At 43.8% G+C, this 19,722-nt stretch carries 19 protein-coding genes; 13 read left to right on the top strand and 6 right to left on the bottom strand.

The features are described 5' to 3' along the window. Positions 1–12: 12 nt before the first annotated feature. The 7 genes from ACMQ5W_RS03620 (at position 13) to ACMQ5W_RS03650 (ending at position 6,686) form a co-directional block, all read left to right on the top strand. Positions 13–609 carry a hypothetical protein gene (locus ACMQ5W_RS03620; RefSeq protein ID WP_419023459.1) on the top strand — a complete coding sequence of 199 codons (597 nt, stop codon included), beginning with the start codon at positions 13–15 and terminating at the stop codon, positions 607–609. Then, on the top strand, positions 610–1,416 hold the full coding sequence (locus ACMQ5W_RS03625) for an ABC transporter permease (RefSeq protein ID WP_419023461.1): 807 nt from the start codon (positions 610–612) through the stop codon (positions 1,414–1,416). Positions 1,417–1,434: 18 nt separating this feature from the next. Beyond that, a complete protein-coding gene (locus ACMQ5W_RS03630) occupies positions 1,435–2,211 on the top strand; it encodes an ABC transporter ATP-binding protein (protein ID WP_419023463.1) in 777 nt (258 codons plus the stop codon). 9 nt (positions 2,212–2,220) lie between these two features. Continuing rightward, positions 2,221–3,603: an LCP family protein gene (locus ACMQ5W_RS03635; RefSeq protein ID WP_419023465.1), complete on the top strand. Its 1,383-nt coding sequence runs from the start codon at positions 2,221–2,223 to the stop codon at positions 3,601–3,603. Positions 3,604–3,635: 32 nt separating this feature from the next. Then, on the top strand, positions 3,636–5,381 hold the full coding sequence (gene thrS / locus ACMQ5W_RS03640; protein WP_419023467.1) for a threonine--tRNA ligase: 1,746 nt from the start codon (positions 3,636–3,638) through the stop codon (positions 5,379–5,381). A 1-nt stretch (position 5,382) separates the two neighbouring features. Next, positions 5,383–5,661, top strand: coding sequence for a DUF2007 domain-containing protein (locus ACMQ5W_RS03645; RefSeq protein ID WP_148491647.1), 279 nt, complete (start codon positions 5,383–5,385; stop codon positions 5,659–5,661). A 173-nt stretch (positions 5,662–5,834) separates the two neighbouring features. After that, on the top strand, positions 5,835–6,686 hold the full coding sequence (locus ACMQ5W_RS03650) for a YitT family protein (RefSeq protein WP_419023469.1): 852 nt from the start codon (positions 5,835–5,837) through the stop codon (positions 6,684–6,686). Here the strand turns inward: ACMQ5W_RS03650 and ACMQ5W_RS03655 are convergent. The 4 genes from ACMQ5W_RS03655 to ACMQ5W_RS03670 all read right to left on the bottom strand — a co-directional run bounded on the left by ACMQ5W_RS03655 (position 6,683) and on the right by ACMQ5W_RS03670 (position 10,916). Then, positions 6,683–7,888 (bottom strand): NAD(P)/FAD-dependent oxidoreductase, encoded by a 1,206-nt coding sequence (locus tag ACMQ5W_RS03655; RefSeq protein WP_419023471.1) that lies wholly within the window; start codon positions 7,886–7,888, stop codon positions 6,683–6,685. The genes ACMQ5W_RS03650 and ACMQ5W_RS03655 overlap by 4 nt on opposite strands. Positions 7,889–7,958: 70 nt before the next feature. Next, complete coding sequence (locus ACMQ5W_RS03660) at positions 7,959–9,665, bottom strand: hypothetical protein (RefSeq protein ID WP_419023473.1); 1,707 nt, start codon at positions 9,663–9,665, stop codon at positions 7,959–7,961. Then, entirely contained in the window at positions 9,640–10,542 is a 903-nt protein-coding gene (locus ACMQ5W_RS03665; protein WP_419023475.1) for an ABC transporter ATP-binding protein, read from the bottom strand. Before ACMQ5W_RS03665 ends, ACMQ5W_RS03660 begins: the two co-directional genes overlap by 26 nt. Further along, a complete protein-coding gene (locus ACMQ5W_RS03670; protein WP_148491651.1) occupies positions 10,539–10,916 on the bottom strand; it encodes a GntR family transcriptional regulator in 378 nt (125 codons plus the stop codon). Before ACMQ5W_RS03670 ends, ACMQ5W_RS03665 begins: the two co-directional genes overlap by 4 nt. A gap of 175 nt (positions 10,917–11,091) precedes the next feature. On the opposite strand from ACMQ5W_RS03670, the gene sppA reads away from it, so the two are divergent. Both sppA and ACMQ5W_RS03680 read left to right on the top strand, forming a co-directional pair. Continuing rightward, entirely contained in the window at positions 11,092–12,153 is a 1,062-nt protein-coding gene (sppA, locus tag ACMQ5W_RS03675) for a signal peptide peptidase SppA (RefSeq protein ID WP_419023477.1), read from the top strand. 11 nt (positions 12,154–12,164) lie between these two features. Continuing rightward, a complete protein-coding gene (locus ACMQ5W_RS03680) occupies positions 12,165–12,356 on the top strand; it encodes an excinuclease ATPase subunit (protein WP_148491653.1) in 192 nt (63 codons plus the stop codon). 46 nt (positions 12,357–12,402) lie between these two features. Here the strand turns inward: ACMQ5W_RS03680 and ACMQ5W_RS03685 are convergent, their stop codons facing one another. Further along, positions 12,403–14,679, bottom strand: coding sequence for a transglutaminase domain-containing protein (locus ACMQ5W_RS03685; RefSeq protein ID WP_148491654.1), 2,277 nt, complete (start codon positions 14,677–14,679; stop codon positions 12,403–12,405). A gap of 159 nt (positions 14,680–14,838) precedes the next feature. Beyond that, complete coding sequence (locus tag ACMQ5W_RS03690; RefSeq protein WP_419023479.1) at positions 14,839–17,250, bottom strand: sugar-transfer associated ATP-grasp domain-containing protein; 2,412 nt, start codon at positions 17,248–17,250, stop codon at positions 14,839–14,841. Positions 17,251–17,419: 169 nt separating this feature from the next. Here ACMQ5W_RS03690 and ylxM point away from each other — a divergent pair, with 169 nt between their 5' ends. Genes ylxM through ACMQ5W_RS03710 form a run of 4 tightly spaced genes read left to right on the top strand, consistent with a single transcriptional unit; the run spans position 17,420 to position 19,683 of the window. Then, positions 17,420–17,779, top strand: a complete 360-nt coding sequence (gene ylxM / locus ACMQ5W_RS03695; RefSeq protein ID WP_419023481.1) for a YlxM family DNA-binding protein — start codon at positions 17,420–17,422, stop codon at positions 17,777–17,779. 1 nt (position 17,780) lies between these two features. Continuing rightward, positions 17,781–19,121, top strand: a complete 1,341-nt coding sequence (gene ffh, locus ACMQ5W_RS03700; RefSeq protein ID WP_419023483.1) for a signal recognition particle protein — start codon at positions 17,781–17,783, stop codon at positions 19,119–19,121. Between the two features lie 59 nt (positions 19,122–19,180). Next, a complete protein-coding gene (gene rpsP, locus ACMQ5W_RS03705; protein WP_148491657.1) occupies positions 19,181–19,426 on the top strand; it encodes a 30S ribosomal protein S16 in 246 nt (81 codons plus the stop codon). Positions 19,427–19,443: 17 nt separating this feature from the next. Further along, entirely contained in the window at positions 19,444–19,683 is a 240-nt protein-coding gene (locus ACMQ5W_RS03710; RefSeq protein WP_067542994.1) for a KH domain-containing protein, read from the top strand. Positions 19,684–19,722 lie beyond the last annotated feature (39 nt).

Genomic DNA, 19,722 nt, shown 5'->3' on the forward strand with positions numbered 1-19,722 from the left:
AGGAGACTACCAATGAAATACATTATCATGGCTGATGGAAAAGGCACCAGGTGGAACAATTACCACGATATACCAAAGCACTTTATCGAAGTGGAAGGAGAGACCCTTCTCGCCAGAACCGTCAGGCTTTTGCGGATGTATGACGCCCAGTGTGAAATCATCATCACCTCTCACGATCCCAGATATGAAGTAGAAGGTGCAAAACGCTATGAACCTATCAACAATGTGTTGGAAATAGACCGTTTTACTGCGGAGCTGATTGAGGATGACGTCTGTTTTCTCTATGGAGATACCTATTATTCCTATTCGGCGATGAAGTCCATCGTCAGTACGGAAACGGATGATTTGATGTTCTTTGGAAACGAAAAGTCCATCGTCGCAGTCAAAGTGAAAGATGCGGAAATTTTCCGGTATCATGTGAACCATGTGAGAGAACTGTTCTTACAGGGAGAAATCGAGAAATGCATAGGGTGGCAGGTCTACCAGTCATTCATGGGTATGTCTTTTGAAGAAAAGAAAATCGCCGGAAAATACGTCTATATGGAGGACGGAACGAGAGATTTTAATTCGCCAGAGGATTTGGAAAAGAGTGAGAGGAAAGGAAGATAAGTGGAGACATTAAAAGAAATCATAAAAGCGCATATTGATTATAGAAAACAGCTTTTTAAACTTGCAAAGTCAGATATTATTAAAACCTATAAAGGGGCCGCCCTGGGCTGGGCGTGGGCACTGATCAGACCAGCTATTCAGATTTTTGTTTTCTGGTTTGCTTTTACCATCGGTTTACGGCACGGAAAACCGGTAGAGGGATATCCGTTTTTCTTATGGCTTATCGCAGGTATGATTCCCTGGTTTTACATGAGGGATATGATTACAGGCGGAGCGGCGTCGCTGCGCAGATACACTTACCTAGTGACAAAGATCAAATATCCCATCTGTACCATACCGACGTTCGTCAGCATGTCGCTGTTCTTAGTTCATATGGGGCTTTTAACGATCGTCATCTTGATTTATATCGGTTTTGGCTATATGCCGGATATCTACTATCTACAGCTTCCGTTTTACATGATTCTGATGTTCTTGTTCTTTACGACTTGGGGGCTATTTGCATCGGTGCTTTCAGCTATGAGCAGAGACTTTCTCAATCTGGTAAAATCGCTGACGACAGCGCTCTTCTGGTTGTCAGGCATATTGTATAACGCCCAGGAAGTGAAACCGCTCATTTTGCGTAAAATATTGATGTTTAATCCAATAACGCTTGTTACAAACGGCTACAGAGATTGCTTTATCTACAAAGAGTGGTTTTGGGAAAACCCTATAGAGCTTAGAAATTATGTCCTCGTACTTACAGTGATGGCAATTTTGGCGGTTTGGGCATACAAGAAACTGAAGAAAGATGTTCCTGATGTATTATAAAGGGAAAAGGATTTTTTTATGAATAATATAGCGATACAGTTTAAAAATGTGACGAAAGTATATAAATTATTTAAGAATGACAAACAGAGGTTCAGAGCTATTTTTTCTAAGAGAGTGAAGCCGAAGATTAAAAAGGCGATCAACGAGGTTTCCTTTACCGTTGAAAGAGGAGAATCTGTAGCTCTGTTTGGAAGAAATGGCGCAGGAAAGTCGACCATACTGAAAATGATTACAGGGGTCACGTATCCCACCACAGGAGACATCTTTGTGGAGGGCAGAGTCAGCGCACTGCTGGAACTGACAGCGGGCTTTGACCCCGATTTTACAGGCAGAGAGAACATCTTCTTTCGTGGACAGCTTTTAGGTATTTCTAATGATGAAATCAAAGAGTTAGAGGAAGACATTATAGAATTTGCTGACCTGGGTGATTATATGGATCAACCGGTCAGAACCTATTCCAGCGGGATGAAGGCAAGACTTGGATTTGCAATCAATGCCAACATCAAGCCGGAGATTCTGATTGTAGACGAAGCGCTCAGTGTCGGTGATAAGGAATTCCGTCGCAAATGCAGGCAGAAAATCAATGAAATCGTAGACGACGGTGATGTGACATTCTTATTCGTAACCCATTCAACCAACGTTGCCAAGGATTTTTGCAAAAGAGGAATTGTCATGAAAGCGGGAAAGCTGATATATGACGGCGATATTGAAGATGCAATTGCATTCTATGAAGACATGACCGATAAAGAAATGGCGGCAAAAAAGAAACAAGGCAGCAAGAAAGTTTTAGGATAGGAGAATATTATGGCAAGACGTCGAAAAGAAATCTTCGCACACAACAATAAGTACGAAGGCAACATTTTTAAACGATTCGGACGGTGGTTTGGCAAGCTGAAAGGCTGGCAGAAGGGCATTTTGATTGGCTTGACAGTCATCCTTATTGTTGCAATCGGTGTTGCCAGCTATGTATTTGCAAAGCTGGGGCTGCTTGACCGCGTGAAACTCAATGAAAAAGAATTATCCTGTGTGGATGTAGATGGATACATCAATATCCTGCTTCTAGGTGTTGACAGCAGAGATATGGATAATATTCAAGGTTCTGGTGCCGATGCAATTATGATTCTCAGTATCAAAGAAGAAACTGGTGAGGTCAAATTGATTTCTGTGTACAGAGATACTTATTTGAAAATGGGAGATAGCGATTCCTACGATAAAATCACCAACGCGAACCGCATTGGTGGGCCAAAGATGGAAATCCAGTCGTTAAATCAAGCGATGGATATGAATATCAGCAAATTTGTGGTAGTCAACTTTAAAGCTGTAGCGGATTTGGTGGACCAGGTAGGCGGCATCACTGTTGACGTGCAGGACTTTGAAATCCCTCAGTTGAACAAGTATACCATTCAAACTGCGGACAACATCGGCAAAAAGGAGTATAAGCTGGTAGAAAAGGCTGGTGAGCAGACCTTAGAGGGTGTGCAGGCAGTTTCTTATGGAAGAATTCGTAAGGGCGTGGGAGATGATTACAAACGAACAGAACGTATGAGAGTTGTTCTGACCAAGGTCTTTGAAAAGTTGAAGAAGATGAGCTTTGGAGAACTGGATGATCTCTTAAATATGATGCTGCCGCAGGTGCAGACAAACTTAGGCAATAGTGATCTTTTAGGGCTGGCGGCAAGGCTGACAAACTTCAAAATTGGTGAAAGCACAGGATGGCCGTATGATGTGACAGGCGGCTATATCGGGGAGACATCTTATGTATTTCCAGATGACCTGGTCAGCAATACGACCAAACTGCATCAGGAGGTCTTTGGACAGAAGGACTACAAGCCATCAGAAACAGTACAGGCGATCAGTGACACAATCATCAGTGATCTCAACGGCAATGTATCTGATCAACAGCCGATTGATACCAGTGGTGATACCAATACCGGTGATGATGGGAATTCTGATCAGAACACAGGTCCTAATGGCACTGGCGGTTCTTCTGGCAGCAGCGGAAATAACGGTGGTTCCTCTGGAGGCAGTGGCAACGGCGGAGGCGGTTCAGGCGGCGGTTCCGATAAACCGAAACCGGATCCAAAACCAGATCCAGAACCGACCCCGGACCCAGAACCGACCCCGGACCCAACGCCGACCCCAGATCCAGGGCCAGATAACGGCGGTACGACAACACAGAGCGAATAAGTGAGAGAGATAGAGAATAGGAGAGAAGAAAAATGGCAAAGGAAAAGATTAATTTTGCAGATGAAGATATCAAATTAAAGTACAGACATACGACTTCCCACATCATGGCTCAAGCTGTTAAAAACTTGTGGCCTGATGCAAAGCTGGCAATCGGTCCGGCAATTGACAACGGGTTCTATTACGATATCGATATGGAACACAAGTTGTCTGACCAGGATCTGTTAAAGATTCAGAAAGAAATGAAGAAGGTCATTCAGGCAAACCATAAGCTGGAACGCTTTGAACTGCCAAGAGAAGAAGCCATTCAATATATGGCTGACCGTAACGAAGATTACAAGGTAGAGTTGATTGAAGATCTTCCGGAAGATGCCGTGATTTCCTTCTATAAGCAGGGTGATTTTGTCGATCTCTGTGCGGGACCGCACATGGAATCCACTGGTCAGATTAAAGCTGTCAAGCTGATGAGCGTGGCCGGAGCATATTGGCGCGGTGACGAGCACAATAAGATGCTGCAGAGAATCTACGGAACCTGTTTCCCATCACAGGAAGAGCTGGACGAATATATCAACCGTTTGGAAGAAGCAAAAAAGAGAGATCACCGCAAAATCGGCAAGGAGATGGATCTGTTCATGTTGACTGAGGAAGGCCCTGGTTTCCCATTCTTCATGCCAAAGGGTATGATTATCAGAAATGAATTGGAGAACTTCTGGCGCCAGGAGCATAGAAAGAGAGGCTACCAGGAGATTAAGACGCCATTGATTCTCAACGAAGAACTCTGGAGAACCTCAGGACACTGGGATCATTACAAGGACAATATGTACTTTACAAAAATCGACGATGCAGATTATGCGATCAAGCCGATGAACTGTCCGGGTTCCATGCTGGCTTATAAGCGCAAAATGTGGTCATACAGAGATTTACCGCTGAGAATCGGTGAACTGGGACAGGTGCACAGACATGAGCTGTCAGGCGCGCTGCATGGCCTTATGAGAGTGAGAACCTTTACCCAGGACGATGCTCATATCTTCATGCTGCCAGAACAGATCAAAGACGAAATTGTCGGCGTAGCTAAATTTATCGACGATGTCTACAGCATGTTCGGTTTCAAATATCATATTGAGCTTTCCACAAGACCGGAAGATTCCATGGGAACTGACGAAGAGTGGGCAATGGCGGAAGACGCTCTGCGCGAGGCCATGACGGAAGTAGGCGTCCCTTATGTTGTTAACGAAGGAGATGGCGCATTCTACGGACCAAAACTGGACTTCCATCTGGAAGATTCTCTTGGAAGAACCTGGCAGTGTGGCACCATTCAGCTTGACATGCAGATGCCACAGAGGTTTGACCTTACTTATGTGGGCTCAGATAACGAAAAGCACAGACCAATCATGATTCACCGTGTCATCTTCGGTTCTATCGAAAGATTTATCGGTATTCTGACTGAACACTTTGCCGGCAAATTCCCACTGTGGCTGGCACCGGTTCAGGTGAAGCTCCTGACCGTGGCAGAAACTTTTGCCGATTATGCAAAAGAAGTGGCTGCTAAGTGTGAAGAAGCAGGGCTGCGCGTAGAACTGGACATCAGAAATGAAAAAATCGGTTATAAACTGAGAGAAGCGAGAAACGAAAGGGTTTCTTATATCTGTGTCATTGGTGAGAGAGAAGCAGAAGCCAATTCTGTTTCTGTCCGTTCCACAAAAGTAGGTGAGCTGGGAGCGATGTCAGTAGACGAATTTGTTGAGAAATTAGTCGAAGAAGTAAAGTCGAAAGCGGTGTAACATGTTTGGTAAAAAGAAGGAACAGGCGCCTTGGCGTGACGGCGTTTACCTCTGCACGGTAAACGATAGTTTTCAGGCGGATTTACTAGAGTCGAAATTAAAAGGCGAGGGTATTCCTTGTGTAAAGAAGTACGAAGGTGCAAGCAATTACATCGAAATCTTTATGGGACAGAATACGACAGCTCCTATTGAACTCTATGTACCAGAAGAAAGCCTGGAAGATGCAAAGAACATCATTGTTCCAGTGGATTTAGATGAATGTGAACCCATAGATGAATAAATAACAAAAAATAGAGAAGCCGATCGGCCTTGCGGTTTAAACGCAAGTGCTGTCGGCTTCTTTTTCTTCTGCGCAGACATCGAGATATATGACGAAAATTGTATACAAATCCATCATTCGTTATTCACATAAATATGTTATACTGTAGATAGATGAAAAAAAGGGGGTGAAATATGAAAAAAATATTGAATCAGTTATCTATTATTAATTTTTTAGTTATCACTATCGCTGGCATTGTTAACGCAGTAGGCGTCACGATGTTCTTAGCACCAGTTAATCTATACGACAGCGGGATATCAGGTACATCCATGCTCTTCGCGCAGATGACACCTGCGTTTATGACCCTGTCGCTCTTTTTAGTCTTGTTGAATTTCCCCTTGTTCGCCTTAGGGATGAAGAAGCAGGGCTTTGTTTTTACAATCTATTCTCTATATGCAGTAGCAGTCTATTCTATCGTGTCGTTTCTTATCATCAATATCTTGCCCGTTAACGTCAGCATAGCCTCTCCATTAGCCGAACAGGACTTGTTTTTATGCGCTCTGTTTGGAGGTTTGATTTCCGGTGTGGGCAGCGGATTAACGATTCGCTTTGGCGGTGCAATTGATGGAATTGAAGTTATGGCTGTCATCTTTGCAAAGCGCCTCGGTATGTCTGTAGGAAGCTTCTGTATGTGCTATAACGTGGTGCTGTATGTCATTATCGGCATCATCAAAAGCAATTGGATTTTACCGCTCTATTCCATTGTGACCTATATGGCAGCGCTGAAGACCATCGACTTCATAGTAGAGGGCTTAGATCGTGACAAAACAGCGATTATCGTCACAAGTGAGGAAGAAGCGATCTGCTGTGCGCTGTCAGAAGAATTCGGTACAGGTATCACATTAATCAATGCAAAAGGATATTATTCCAACGAAGAGAAGACCATGATCTATCTGGTAGTCAATCGTTTTCAAATAGGCAGGATGAATGCGATTATCCATGGATTAGATGAGAACGCATTTATCACGATTACAGAGAATATTTAATCTCTGCTCAAAGGCTTCTGTGCATCTGTCATGTTGCTGCTGGCTGCATTTGCAGAAGAATATGCAAATTGCAGATTATAGCCGCCAGTGAATCCATCGACATCTAAGACTTCTCCAATTGCATAGAGCCCCGCAAATCTCTTTAACTCCATGCTTTTGGGACTGATTTCGGATAGAGTGATGCCGCCAGTGGTTACCATCGCTTTATTGTATCCGGCTACACTGTCGACTAAAAAGGAGTCAGCCGTCAGCCTGGCAGCGATTTCTTTCTGCCTGTCTCCAGTTCCCTTTAAGATGACCTGCAGAAAACTTTTCGGCAGCCCCAATTCTTTAGGTAAAAGGTTCTGCAGACTTGCTTTACTGTTCTTTAAACTGCCGTTGATTTTTTCTGCGACAGCACTTTTTGTCTCAGGATATAAATAATTCAGTTTGACGGTATCACCCTGTCTAATCTCTTTGGAGCTATTTAAGATTACAGGTCCGGATAGATTGCTATGAGTAAAAAGCAAGTCACCGACAGCTTCTGCAATCTTCCTCTCATTGCGCCATACAGATAAATGTACATCCGCAAAAGAAATCCCGGCAGCCTCCCCATAGGGATAGTTCTTCACATTGACGGGAGACAGGCCGGGCCGCAGCGGTGTAATTTCTATGCCCAGGTTCCGCAGTACAGGAAATAAAGAACCGTCCGAGCCAGTGGAGGGATAAGAACAGCCGCCAGAGGCGATCACCAGATTCTCGCAAAGATAAGACTTTTCTGAAGTGAAAACCTGCCATAGACCGTCGTCTTTTTTTTGAATGCGGCATACGGGGCTCTCATATTGAATGGTAAATCCGTTTTCACGGCTTTTTGTGAGAAGCAGGTCTCTGATTTCATGGGCATCCATGGAGGCGGGGAAGATCTTGCCGTCCTCCCTTGTAATGGTTCTTACACCGCCTTCATGGAGGAAGTTCAAAAGATGTTCGTTGCTGTATCTGTAGAGACAGCTTCTGATTTTTCCGCCGTTTTTACCATAGCATTTTACAAAGTCTTTGATGGAGCCGTCATGGGTGATATTGCACTGACCACCGCCGCTCATCAAAAGCTTGGTCCCTGGTCGTTTTGTCTTTTCTAAGAGGAGACCGCGCACGGGTTTTTTAAATGATGCGCTGCAGAAGAGGCCTGCAGCGCCGGCACCGATAATGATACAATCGTATGTCATAGGTGGATGTCCTTTCTCTCGTCGTGATAACTTTAAGCTTAATCCATTTTCGGTCCAATGTCAATCGCGGCTATTGCAGCGTCTCTGCCAAAAGACTGTACACACGCGGGCAGGTCTTTTTGTAGATGTTGAGAACATCCTCTCTGACTGCGTCAGGCACATCAGCGTAGTTTGTGGTATAGTTCAAAACATAGTCCGGATCTTTGGAACGGATTGCGACTGCCTGCGTAAAGGTCATGGCATCGTAATCTTCCAACAATGCGTCTTTGAGCTTGTGCATAAAAGAATCAGGCAGTTTCTTGAGGAGTATGGCACCGCCTTTATCCATCAGACGGAAGTCCGATGTCTGGGCTCTTTTGATATTGTCAAGTGTCAGGTGCTTGTATTCACGGCTTTCAAAGATTTTGCCGTAGGCATCGAGCAGGGTCTTTTGGCCATCCATCGAGATCTGGTAGGTTCTCTTGATTTCTTTGCCGTCTTTTAGATGATAGTTGATATTGAAATAATACGGTGCGTCTGACCTCTCTGTCAGATCCGCCTTGTTCTCTACTAACAGGCGATGAAATTCGATAAGATTTTGGACATTCTCCTTTTCTGTTAAAACAATTTCGGAACTGAAAAAATCCTGAAATATCCCCGTTTGAAGAAAGTCGTCATCCAAGGTAACGGACTTTACCGCGCCAGCTTCGGGAACTTTGGTCGTATAACCGGTCAGATCAAAGACTGTCAGACCGAAAAAGAGGGCGACAGCTACAAGGACTGCTGTATATTTTTTGAATACAGCCGGTCGGAATACCGCAAGGCTTTTTTCCAAAATCATCCTGGCGATGATATAAAAGAGGAAAGAACTGATCAGGGAACCAATCAGTAGTGGCAGCAGATTGATCATCTCACCTCCCCAACACGCGATGAAGAAACCAAAGATTATGGTACCGACAAAGGCGAAGAGAATGCAGACGATTTCCCCTAACCAAGTGATGACTGTGGCATTTCCTTCTTTCTCCAATGGGAGCCGTCGATAGGCCGCGGCAGAACACCATATCAATATGAAGGCGAAAAGCAGATAGGCGAGATATATGAGCAAGGTATCTCCATTGAAAAAAGTACCGTAGCTGCTGCGTTCAAAGCTGACTGGTGAGAATATGCTGCTGGCCAATGGTGAATTGGCATACCCGAAGAGAAACGCGTACGTAAATTTATTGATGATGTAAATCGTAATCGGCAGCAAGCCGTTAAAAAACATGGCCAGCAGGATGTGAGTCACGATGCTGCCCGCCACCACTGCTGCCAGGGTTGAAACTGCGTAGACAAAAAATGCAGAAATCAGCGTCCGGATAATCCAGGAAGGCAGAGCCTCTGGCCCCAATTCGTAAGCGTCACCGCGCAGCAGAACCGCGTAGCACGCCCCTATGAACAATACGGGCAGAAGTATCATAATAAGGCCCGAAAGTACACTGGAGCGGTACAGTTTTTTTCTTGAAAAAGGCATGGCATGAATGGCCGTAGCAGGTGCATTGCCGTGTAAGTAAGAGAAAACTGCGATTGAGGCACAGATTGGCAGAACCATCAGTACGCCCAGGTAGACGTAGTCGTGATTGGAGAGGGCGTCGTCAGTGAGATAACGCAGTATCTCATATTTGCTCGATTTTACTATGAGAGGCAGCACACCCTTGATAAAATAGGCGAGAAAAGCTGCAAACGGTATCAGCCAGAATCGCTTTAGATTTCGCTTCACTAGTACCGCCGAAATGTTACAAAAGGATTTCTTTGATTTCATCGTCTTCTCCTCCCAATTCGTAAATAAATATTTCTTCTAATGTCAGTGGCAGCAAATCGAAAAGCAGAGGCTGCTGTGCCTCAATAACCTCCCTGATTTTGGCAGCACTTTCGTTGATGATCAGGAATTCCACTGAACCCTTGCTCTCCTGGTGTAAGACATGCAAGTTTTTCAGTATGCTGTCAGGACAACCGTCTGGACCGAAAGAAACCTGTACTTTGTGCATCTTGCTCTTCATAGCATCCAGTTCTTTCTCCAGCCGCATGCGTCCTTTGCTGATGATGCCGATGGAATCGCAGATGCCTTCCATCTCGCAGAGGTTGTGAGAGGAGACCAAAACTGTCATCTGTTTTTCTGCTACCTCATCCACAATCAGCTTCCAGACCAATCTCCTTGCTACCGGATCTAATCCGTCTATGGGTTCATCTAAGAACAAATAGTCTGGAGATGTGGATAGGGACAGGACAAAAGCTGCCTGCTTTTTAATTCCTTTAGAAAAGCTGCGAATGCTTTTTTTTCCATCGAGACCGAAGAGGGCGATCAAATCCATAAATTTCTCTTGGTCCCATCCGTCATAAACATTTTTATAAAAATTCCCCATGTCAAAGAGGGAAGCGCCGGCAGGAAAATACAGATCGTCAGGAATCAAACTGATTTTCTGTTTAATCTCCTCGTTGTCAAAGACAGGGGTGCCGTCTATTAGAACTTCACCTTTATCTGGAATTAGCACACCTGTCAACAGTCGTAAAATCGTGGTTTTCCCTGCGCCGTTGGTACCGATCAGACCATAAATTGACCCCTTCTGCACGCAAAGGTCTAAATCGATCAGAGCAGGGAGGCCGTCAAAGGCTTTGCTCAAATTTTGTACATGAATCATTTCTTCTCCTCCTCAATTACCTCGATGACGATATTTCTTGCTTCTTCATAGCTGAGTCCTAAATATTGCAAGGATTTAAATGCCGAGAGAATTTCTTTTTCAATCTCTTCGATGCGGCGCGGATCAGGTCTGATCTTGGATTTATCACAGGCAAAGGTGCCCCGACCGGCCGCCGTATAGACAAACCCTTCTCGTTCCAGTTCACGATAAGCTTTTTGAACCGTGTTAGGATTTATCGTCAGGTCCTTCGATAACTCTCTGACAGACGGCAGCTTGCTCCCCTGTGCAAGAACGCCGGTCATGATCAGTTCTTTGATGTTGTCTATGACTTGCTCATAGATGGACTTATGACTAGTCATATCAAGCTGAAACATATTTTCGCCTCCTCTCGCTGTCATAAGTGTACTATATTAACTAGTACACTGTCAACAGTAATCTTCATTACTTCGGTATATATTGTCATTCTTTCGACAGCCGTTTACAAATTTCAACAAAAATGATACAATGATTATCGTTAGAATTTCAATTAATTGAAGGAGTATTGAAGAGATGTATGATGACAAAAATCAGGGACAGGAAAATCAGCAGGTGAATACCTACGATCCTGACCAGCTATATAAGAACAAATCGGGAAAAACTGGTTTTAGCAGTTGGAAAAAAGGCTTGATCATATTTTTAATTATAGCGGTCGTGATTGTGATTCTCGGTGTCAGCTGCAACATGGGTGTCAGCGGAATGCTGGGAACGACAGAAGATGACTATGACTATAACAGTGACTATATAGGCGTTTTATCCATAAACGGAACGATTACAGAGGAGGGCAGTTCGACAGATACATATAATCAGCAATGGCTTTTGTCTCGTGTCAAACAGATGAAAGCAGATTCGTACAATCAGGGACTGATTCTCAGTATTGATACGCCGGGAGGCAGTGTTTATGCTACAGATGAGTTATATCTGCAGATCAAAGAATACGCAGAAGAAACTGGAAGACCGGTATATACATACATGAAATCCACTGCGGCTTCCGGCGGGTACTATCTTGCTGCCGCCAGTGACAAGATTTTTGCTAATAGAAATACCCTTACAGGATCCATCGGCGTGACGATTGGAACGGTATACGATATTTCAGGCTTTCTAGAAAAGATGGGTGTGAAGACAGTGACAATCACCTCGGGCAATAACAAAGCCATGGGCAGTTCTGTAAATCCATTGACCAAGGAACAGAAAGAAATCTATCAGAGCATCGTGGATGAGTCCTATGAACAATTTGTCGGTGTTGTAGCTGAAGGGCGCAAGATGAAGCTCTCTGAAATCAAAAAACTGGCAGATGGCCGCATCTATACAGCAAAACAGGCAGAAGAAAACGGTCTGATTGATCAAGTAGGCACTTTTGAGGAGGCTGTCAGGGATATGCGTGCTACCTATGAACTGGATGACTGTGACCTGCAGACCATGGAATATAAACCGAAGACTTCATTTTTATCTTGGCTGGAAAGTAAAACTTCTACCAACGAGAGCAGTGCGAAATCCGAATATGATCAGTTGATGAAGCTGATGGAGGAGAATAATCAGTTTACCGTGACATACCTGTCACCGATACAGAAATAGGAGGGATTGAGATGACCTGGGGTGCATTTTATATGTATTATCAGTGCCCGCAGTGCGGGAAGAAATTCAAATACGCCATTGACCTGCTGGATGTTGCAGGGGAACGATTTGGCCAATGTCCAGAATGTAAGCTTGCAGGGACTTTCATCAAAGAAGGACCCAATACACCGGACAGCTTAGAATACGAAGAAGTTGATGATTAATAAAATGCACTGAAACCAGTCTGGCTTCAGTGCATTTTTTAATTGGTTATACTAACTCTTCCGTATCTGTCTTGTCTTTTGTATTGACATTATCGTCTGTCTCTGTGTCTTCTTTCGTTTTTACATCTGCGTCCTTAGCAGGCTGCTGATTGTCGACATCTTTCTCTTTCTTGTCATCTGTAGTCCCGTCGTCGGTGTCAGTATTGTCGTCCTGATCTGGTTCGTCTTCATCGACGATAGGCTGTGGATCTGGATTGAACAGCAGGGACCAGGTGGTTTCGTCGATGACACCTGATGGATCAATATTGTATTCTGTCTGGAACAATTCTACGGCAGCTTTCATTTCGCTGTCAAAGATTCCATCTTCTGTACCATTATAGTAACCCATCTCGCGCAGTCGCTTTTGCGCCGCCTGATTGTAATCACGATACGGATCGGCGTTATTCCCCATGGTGAGCTGATATTTGAAGCTATTAGGATCTAACTCGAACACCACATTGTAAGTGCTGGTCACAGGATTCATGGAATAGGATTTCAGAGTCGTCAATTTCTTACCCTTTGTATTGTAGAATCCGCCGACCTTGTAACCGATATCTGGCCGGAAGAAAGTTCTCAGCTTATATTTGTTGGCTTTCGTATAAGTGATATAAATATATCCGTTTTCTCCAGCAGAAATGGTCGTGTTGCGTTTATTGGCATAGATTTTAACTTCCTGCAGCTGATTTCCTTCAGTGAGTACGGAGGTCAGTTTTTTGCAATTCCTCAGGTCTATCGTTGTCACTTGATTGTTTTGAATCTCAACTTTCCTCATCTCTGTGTTGTTCTTTAAATTTAGAGATGTGAGGTTATTATCGTTGAGATAGAGGTACTTCATTTTACTAAAGCCAGAAAAATCTGCGGCGCCATTCAGACCGAACCCGTTCCATCTGATGCGCGCAATTTTCCCTTTGCCATCACCATAAAAATTGTTGATGACACCGTCGCCCCAAGTTTTTTTATCGGATTTGACGTAGTCTTTGTTCAAAAGTTTTCCATTGGTCGTACCGCCTGCTCTCGTCTCCAGGAAGGAAGTCAGTTTGCTGATTTCATTGCTGTCGGATACTAAATAACCTACGAAATTATTTCTGTATACATCGAAAGAAATATGGGATACGGCAAATTGTTCTTTCGAAGGATCGAAATAAGTGTAATTGGTAACACCATAATATTGCCATGCATTGGTGGTTCTGTTCCATCTGTTGTTCGTACCAGTAGTCGGATCGACAAAAATCCATCTGCCGTTGACATAGGATTCTGCCCACCAGTGATCTCTCGTCGTAGGATCGCCTTCTGTGTTCCAATTATACGTTGGAGAAGCGGCTCGATGACCGTAGACTAACCGGGTAGGGATACCTTGCGCCCTTGCTAAGGCAAGATAGATTCCGGAAAACCCTTGACAAGTGGTTGCAACGCGCCCCTGATTATCGCTGTTATCACTAGCGATTTTATTTTCGCGATGATACATGTTCTGATAAGGATTCGCGTATTGATAGGAATGCGTGGAAAAAGCAACCGTGTCATAATAGAAGTTTCCGGCCGCGTATTCATAAATTTTGATCAGTTTATCGTAATCGTTGTAGGCGCCGGCGGTGATTTTGTCAGATAATCGCTTCATATAGCTGACTTTCTCATCATTCATCTCCTCCCTGACATTCGTCTTAGGGTTGACGAATAGGAAACGGACATCTTCCAGTGTCTTGTCCAAATATTCACTGGGAGCAAGTCCACTGTTTTTCTGCACGTAGTCGTTTTCTTTGATGATGTCGTCATATCTTGGAATTGACGGAATACCATCTTCCATGATGATTGGGAGATTCTTGTACAGAGCGCCTTTGCTCGGTAAGGTCTCATAGGTATCAGAACTGTTTTTTAGCTGTGATATATACAAAAAATATTCCCCATCGGGAACCGGCGTATCGGCAAAGTCTATCGTATACTCAAATCCGTAAATGGATTTTCCCATAGAAGAACTGCCCATATATTGTGCTGTAACGTATATGCCGAGATCGACGACTTCCGTCTTCGGATTGACGCCGTAGAGTGCAACTCGAAACTGTACGGAAGGCACTACTGTCCGCAGTTTGATATGCAGCTTGCTGCCATCCACAGTGCCTCTACAGTACTCACTGGTAGAAGTATCACTGGAACTGAACGTGTTGGTCTTTGCAGGTGGATCAACTTCTTGAATTGCAGCAAAGGCAGCATCAAACGGGATACAGGTTATAAATAGTGCTAGTACCAATATGATTGCTGCAGATGATATTCTGTTTCGTTTTAAATTCATTTCCTTACCTTTCCTAAAAAAATTTCACTCATTTATTATTTTAAACAAAAACTGTTATAAATACAACAGGAAAAAAATTTTGAACAAAAAAACACCTCACACTGAATTTCCAGGTGAAGTGTTTTCTTAAACAAACTATTTCAATGCCTTTTTACAGAACTATTTTTTTGTATAGTGTGTAACGTTGTATTTCTTTCTCTTTTGTTCTAACTTATACAGCAGATAATCGTTTGTCAGCGGGGTGAATTTTTCAATCTTTGGATAACCCGGCGCACGGTTGATTTCTGGCAGCTTCATGCCATCTTCTGAAATTGCCACATCGAAACCCAGATATTCTAATTGTGGCATTGCGTAACTGAGATCGATGACGCCTTGTTTTACGATATCCCAATTTGGCAGGATTCCTTCAATCAACTCTCCCGTATCAGGGTGATGAGAACACGGCAGAATGTTATTTTCGGTAATGATCTTACCATTGTGGAATCTTCCTGTGTCAATGTCCACTTGAACGAACATACCGCCTGCGCCCATGTTATCGACAGCGCCTGTTTTGGAGGAGCCGAAGCGCATGTATGCATTGCCGATTACAGGTGTTTTGCCATCTTTTTTGAAGACGATGATTCTCAGGGTGTTCACTGCGCCGTCATAAATTTTCTTAAGAGAAGAATGCATCTGAATGTACTCTGTAATCAAATACTGACTTTCCTCGTTGTTGAGTATTTCGTATACTTCTTCTTTCGAACTCTCTTTGTGATTTAAATAATATTTTCCGTTATGATACGAAAACTTATAAAATCCCTCGCCTTGTGAACCTCTTTGCGGCTTACAGGCTAAGACGCCTACTTGTTCCACCAATCTGAATATGGATTCAAAATCTGTTCCGAATCCCTCAGGACAGTCCATCAGCGGAATGATACGCTTCTGTCCGTTTCTGACTGAGATGTGATAATAATATTGCGGAAAGAATTGATTATACTCACTGCAGATATATTTAACGGTAATTTTATCTTCCAGCCATACTCTGTATTTGTTATTGATATGCCGCAGATATCGATAGTCGTAGTCAGAGATGAAATCCTTATAATTCTCCTCGTTGATTCCATATTGCTCTAAACGGTAGGACAAGAAGCCATGGCGATATGCCCAGCGTTTCTCTTTGAGGGAAACACCGTTTCTGGAGAATAAATCGTCACGCATGGTAATGTGCCACCATTTGTATATGAGAGGGCGCATCTTCGGAGGGCATAAGAATCTGGTTAAGCGAATCCACATAAATGTATTTGATTTTTTCTTGAAATTCTTTTTCTTATTTTCCCACTTCGCAGCTTCTTTTTTCTTGAGGTCTACCTTCAGCTTTAGATAATCGGTCATTTCTTGGTTAAAACCGACCACCTGCGGGTAACTCGGATGTGCAGCAAAGTCGATCATTTTGATTCCATCGTCGGTGAGAATCGCATCGATACCCATATATTCAATCTGTGGTATGAACTTTCCGATTCTTTCCACGAGATCTAAAATCTCTTTCCAATGGTCGATTTGACCTTTCAGCGGAACATTTGTCGTCGGGTGTACAGTTAAGTCTGTAATCGTGTTGCCCTGCAGCTGCTTGCCACCGTTGAAAGTTCCGTCCTCCAGAGAAATAGGGATGAAAACTCTTCTTGTCACTTTTTGCGGCTGTCCCTGCAAAGGCAGAACGACTTCGCTTTCCATAAAGTTTCTTCCGATGGTATCATCATCCTGTTCAATCTCCGTGTCCTTTGTCTGCATGTCAGATTTTGAATCCAAATCTTCTTCGTTGCCCATGGACGTAGTGCCCTCGGTATTAAAAAACTCGTGATTGCTATATTGTTTAGAGGCGTTGATGCTGAGATAAGCCTGTCCTACTTTTGGATTATCTCCATACTTATTATATACGATCAGTTTCAGATAGTTTGCATTGCCCGGTTCAATTGCTTTGAGCGCCTGGCCGCATTCGACGTGTTCCATAATCACCAGAATGCCAAGACTGTCGATAATCTTGTTGATCAGCTCTTCGTCGGTGACATTCTCGTCGTCGATGGTGTATTGACCATTTTCATAGGCGATTGTAATAAAGTTGGTACCCAGTGTCTTTGCGACAGATAATTTTCCTTTATCCTGAATGAGCTGCAGAATGCTTTCATAGGTATCCTCATATTCGTCAGGGCAATCCAGCAATTTAATGATCTGTACGTCAGAGTCGCGCTTATAGAGCTGAAAATACTGTTTAGGGAGATACTCCGCAAAAGGTTTCAGCACATCCCGCGTAGTCACTCTGTCGTTAATCCACTTTCTAAAGATATCGTTGACAGGGAAAATGTGACAATAATCATACAGCGAAATGAAGTCCTTACAGTTCTCGTCATTGATGCCGTATCTTTCAACAACGGAAGGCAGAAATCCGTGTTTGTATGCCCATTTCTTTTCTCTGTCAGTGTAGTTCTTATTGTATTTCTCGTCATATTGTTTTGCATTGAGCCACCATCTGGCTTTACCGCCGTAGAAGCCGTTGATACGCATATGCATTATTTTAAACTTTCGTAATAAACTCATAAATTGCCTCCTGTGTATTGTTCCTGTCTTATAGACGAACATAGCTATTATACAATGTTTTGAGGAGAAAAGCAATAAAAATGTAAAGCAAAAATCCTTGACAGCCGGAGAAATATATGATAAAGTATCATGGTGTTAAGGAATTTTGCTTAACAGAAGAGGGAAAAAGATGATGGACAGTATTACAGAAGCAAGTCTCCTATATGATTTTTACGGGCAGCTTCTCACCAAGCGAAAGCAAGAGGTGATGGAACTCTATCACGAGGAGAACCTCTCTCTGGCAGAGATTGCCGAAGAATTCGGCATTTCCAGGGCGGCAGTCCACGATTCGCTGAAATCCGCAGAGAAATCTCTCAAGGAATACGAAGCCAAACTGGGACTGGTGTCAAAGCTGATGCATTCCAACGAGGCCATAGCCAAGATTGATGCGATGCTTTGCGAACTGTCCCAAAAATATAGAGAAAATCAAGAATTAGTAGATGGATTAGAAGAGATTAAGTCCGTCATCGACGGACTGGAAAGGCTGTAGCATGGCATTTGAGAATTTATCCGATAAATTGCAGAGTGCATTTAAAAAGCTGAAGGGCAAAGGCGTACTGACAGAGGCAGACATCAACGATGCGATGCGGGAAGTCAAGCTGGCGCTCCTGGAGGCAGATGTCAACTTCAAGGTGGTAAAAGAATTTGTCAGCGACGTCAAAGAGAAGTGTCTGGGTTCAGAAGTTTTGGAAAGCCTGACGCCTGCACAGCAGATTATCAAAATCGTAAATCAGGAATTAGTCGATCTGATGGGTGGCACCAATAGCAAGCTGACCTATTCTCCGTCAGGGTTTACTACCATTATGATGGTAGGTCTGCAGGGTACTGGTAAGACGACCACCTGCGGCAAGCTGGCCAATTTTCTGAAGCAGAGCGGCAAAAAGCCGATGCTCTGTGCCTGTGATATTTATAGACCAGCGGCCATCGACCAGCTGGAAGTTGTCGGCAAGTCGGTCAATACGCCGGTATATACCAAAAGAGATAGTAAGGAACCAGCGAAGATCGCCTTAGAAGCAAAGCGAGAAGCCGAGAAAAAAGGTTTTGACGTGCTCATCGTCGATACGGCAGGACGATTGCAGATAGATGAAGCGCTGATGGACGAACTGGTAGACATCAAGGGAACCGTCAAACCTCACGAAATTCTGCTGGTTGTAGACGCACTGACTGGTCAGGACGCGGTCAACGTGGCAAAGGGCTTCAATGAAAAGCTGGGTGTCGACGGCATCGTCATGACAAAGATGGACGGCGACTCCAGAGGCGGTGCGGCTCTGTCCGCTAAGAAGGTAACCGGCAAGCCGATTAAATTCATGGGTATGGGCGAAAAGTTCGACGCATTGGAACCTTTTCATCCAGAGCGGATGGCCAGCAGAATTCTCGGCATGGGCGATATGCTTTCCCTCATAGAGAAGGCAGAGGCATCCTTTGACCAAGAGAAAGCAGAGAAATTAGAAAAGAAACTGAAAAAAAATCAGTTTACCTTGGAAGATTTCCTGGATCAGATGGGGCAGGTCAAAAGTATGGGCGGCGTCGGCAAGATTTTGGAGATGATGCCCGGAATGAGTCCTGCACAGATGAAAGGCGTGGATATCGCAGAAAGCGAAAAGGAATTTCGCCAGATGGAGGCCATCATTCAATCCATGACCAGAGAAGAGCGACAGGAACCGAGCCTGCTCAACGCCAGTCGGCGAAAAAGAATTGCGGCGGGCTGTGGACAGCCAGTCAGCAAGATCAACAATCTCATAAAGAGATATGAAGAGACAAAGAAAATGGTTAAACAGTTCTCAAATCCAAAAGCGATGAAGAGAAACAAAATGTTCAGAGGTCTGTTTTAAGCTGATAATTCAGTAAATGACTGAGTTTAAGATAAGAAAAATGATAAAGGAGGAACAATATAATGGTTAAGATCAGATTAAAGAGAATGGGTGCTCACAAGAAGCCTTTCTATAGAGTAGTTGTTGCTGACTCTCGTACTCCAAGAGATGGAAAATTCATCGAAGAGATCGGTTACTACAATCCACTAGTAGAGCCGCCTACAATCAAAATTGACGACGAAAAGGCCAAAAAATGGTTAGACAACGGCGCACAGCCGACAGAGACCGTAAAAGCTCTTTTCAAAAAGTCTGGCATCATTGAGTAAGAAAGCGGTGAGACGACGTGACTAAATTAGTTGAATCAATTGCAAAATCACTGGTCGATCATCCGGAACATGTGGTTGTGACAGAAGAGCATGACAGACATGGCAGCGTTTTGCAGCTAAAAGTTGCAGCTGACGATATGGGAAAAGTTATCGGTAAACAGGGCAGGATTGCGAAAGCGCTCCGCACTGTTGTCAAAGCAGCCGCAACAAAAGAAAACAAAAAAGTAGTAGTAGAAATCGTTTCTGAAGACGAATAGTATTACGAGCAAAGGCACATGGATTTACGCAGGTATTTT

Origin of the sequence: Emergencia sp. (genome assembly GCF_048465375.1) — a bacterium.
In the GTDB taxonomy this organism is placed as follows: domain Bacteria; phylum Bacillota; class Clostridia; order Peptostreptococcales; family Anaerovoracaceae; genus Senimuribacter.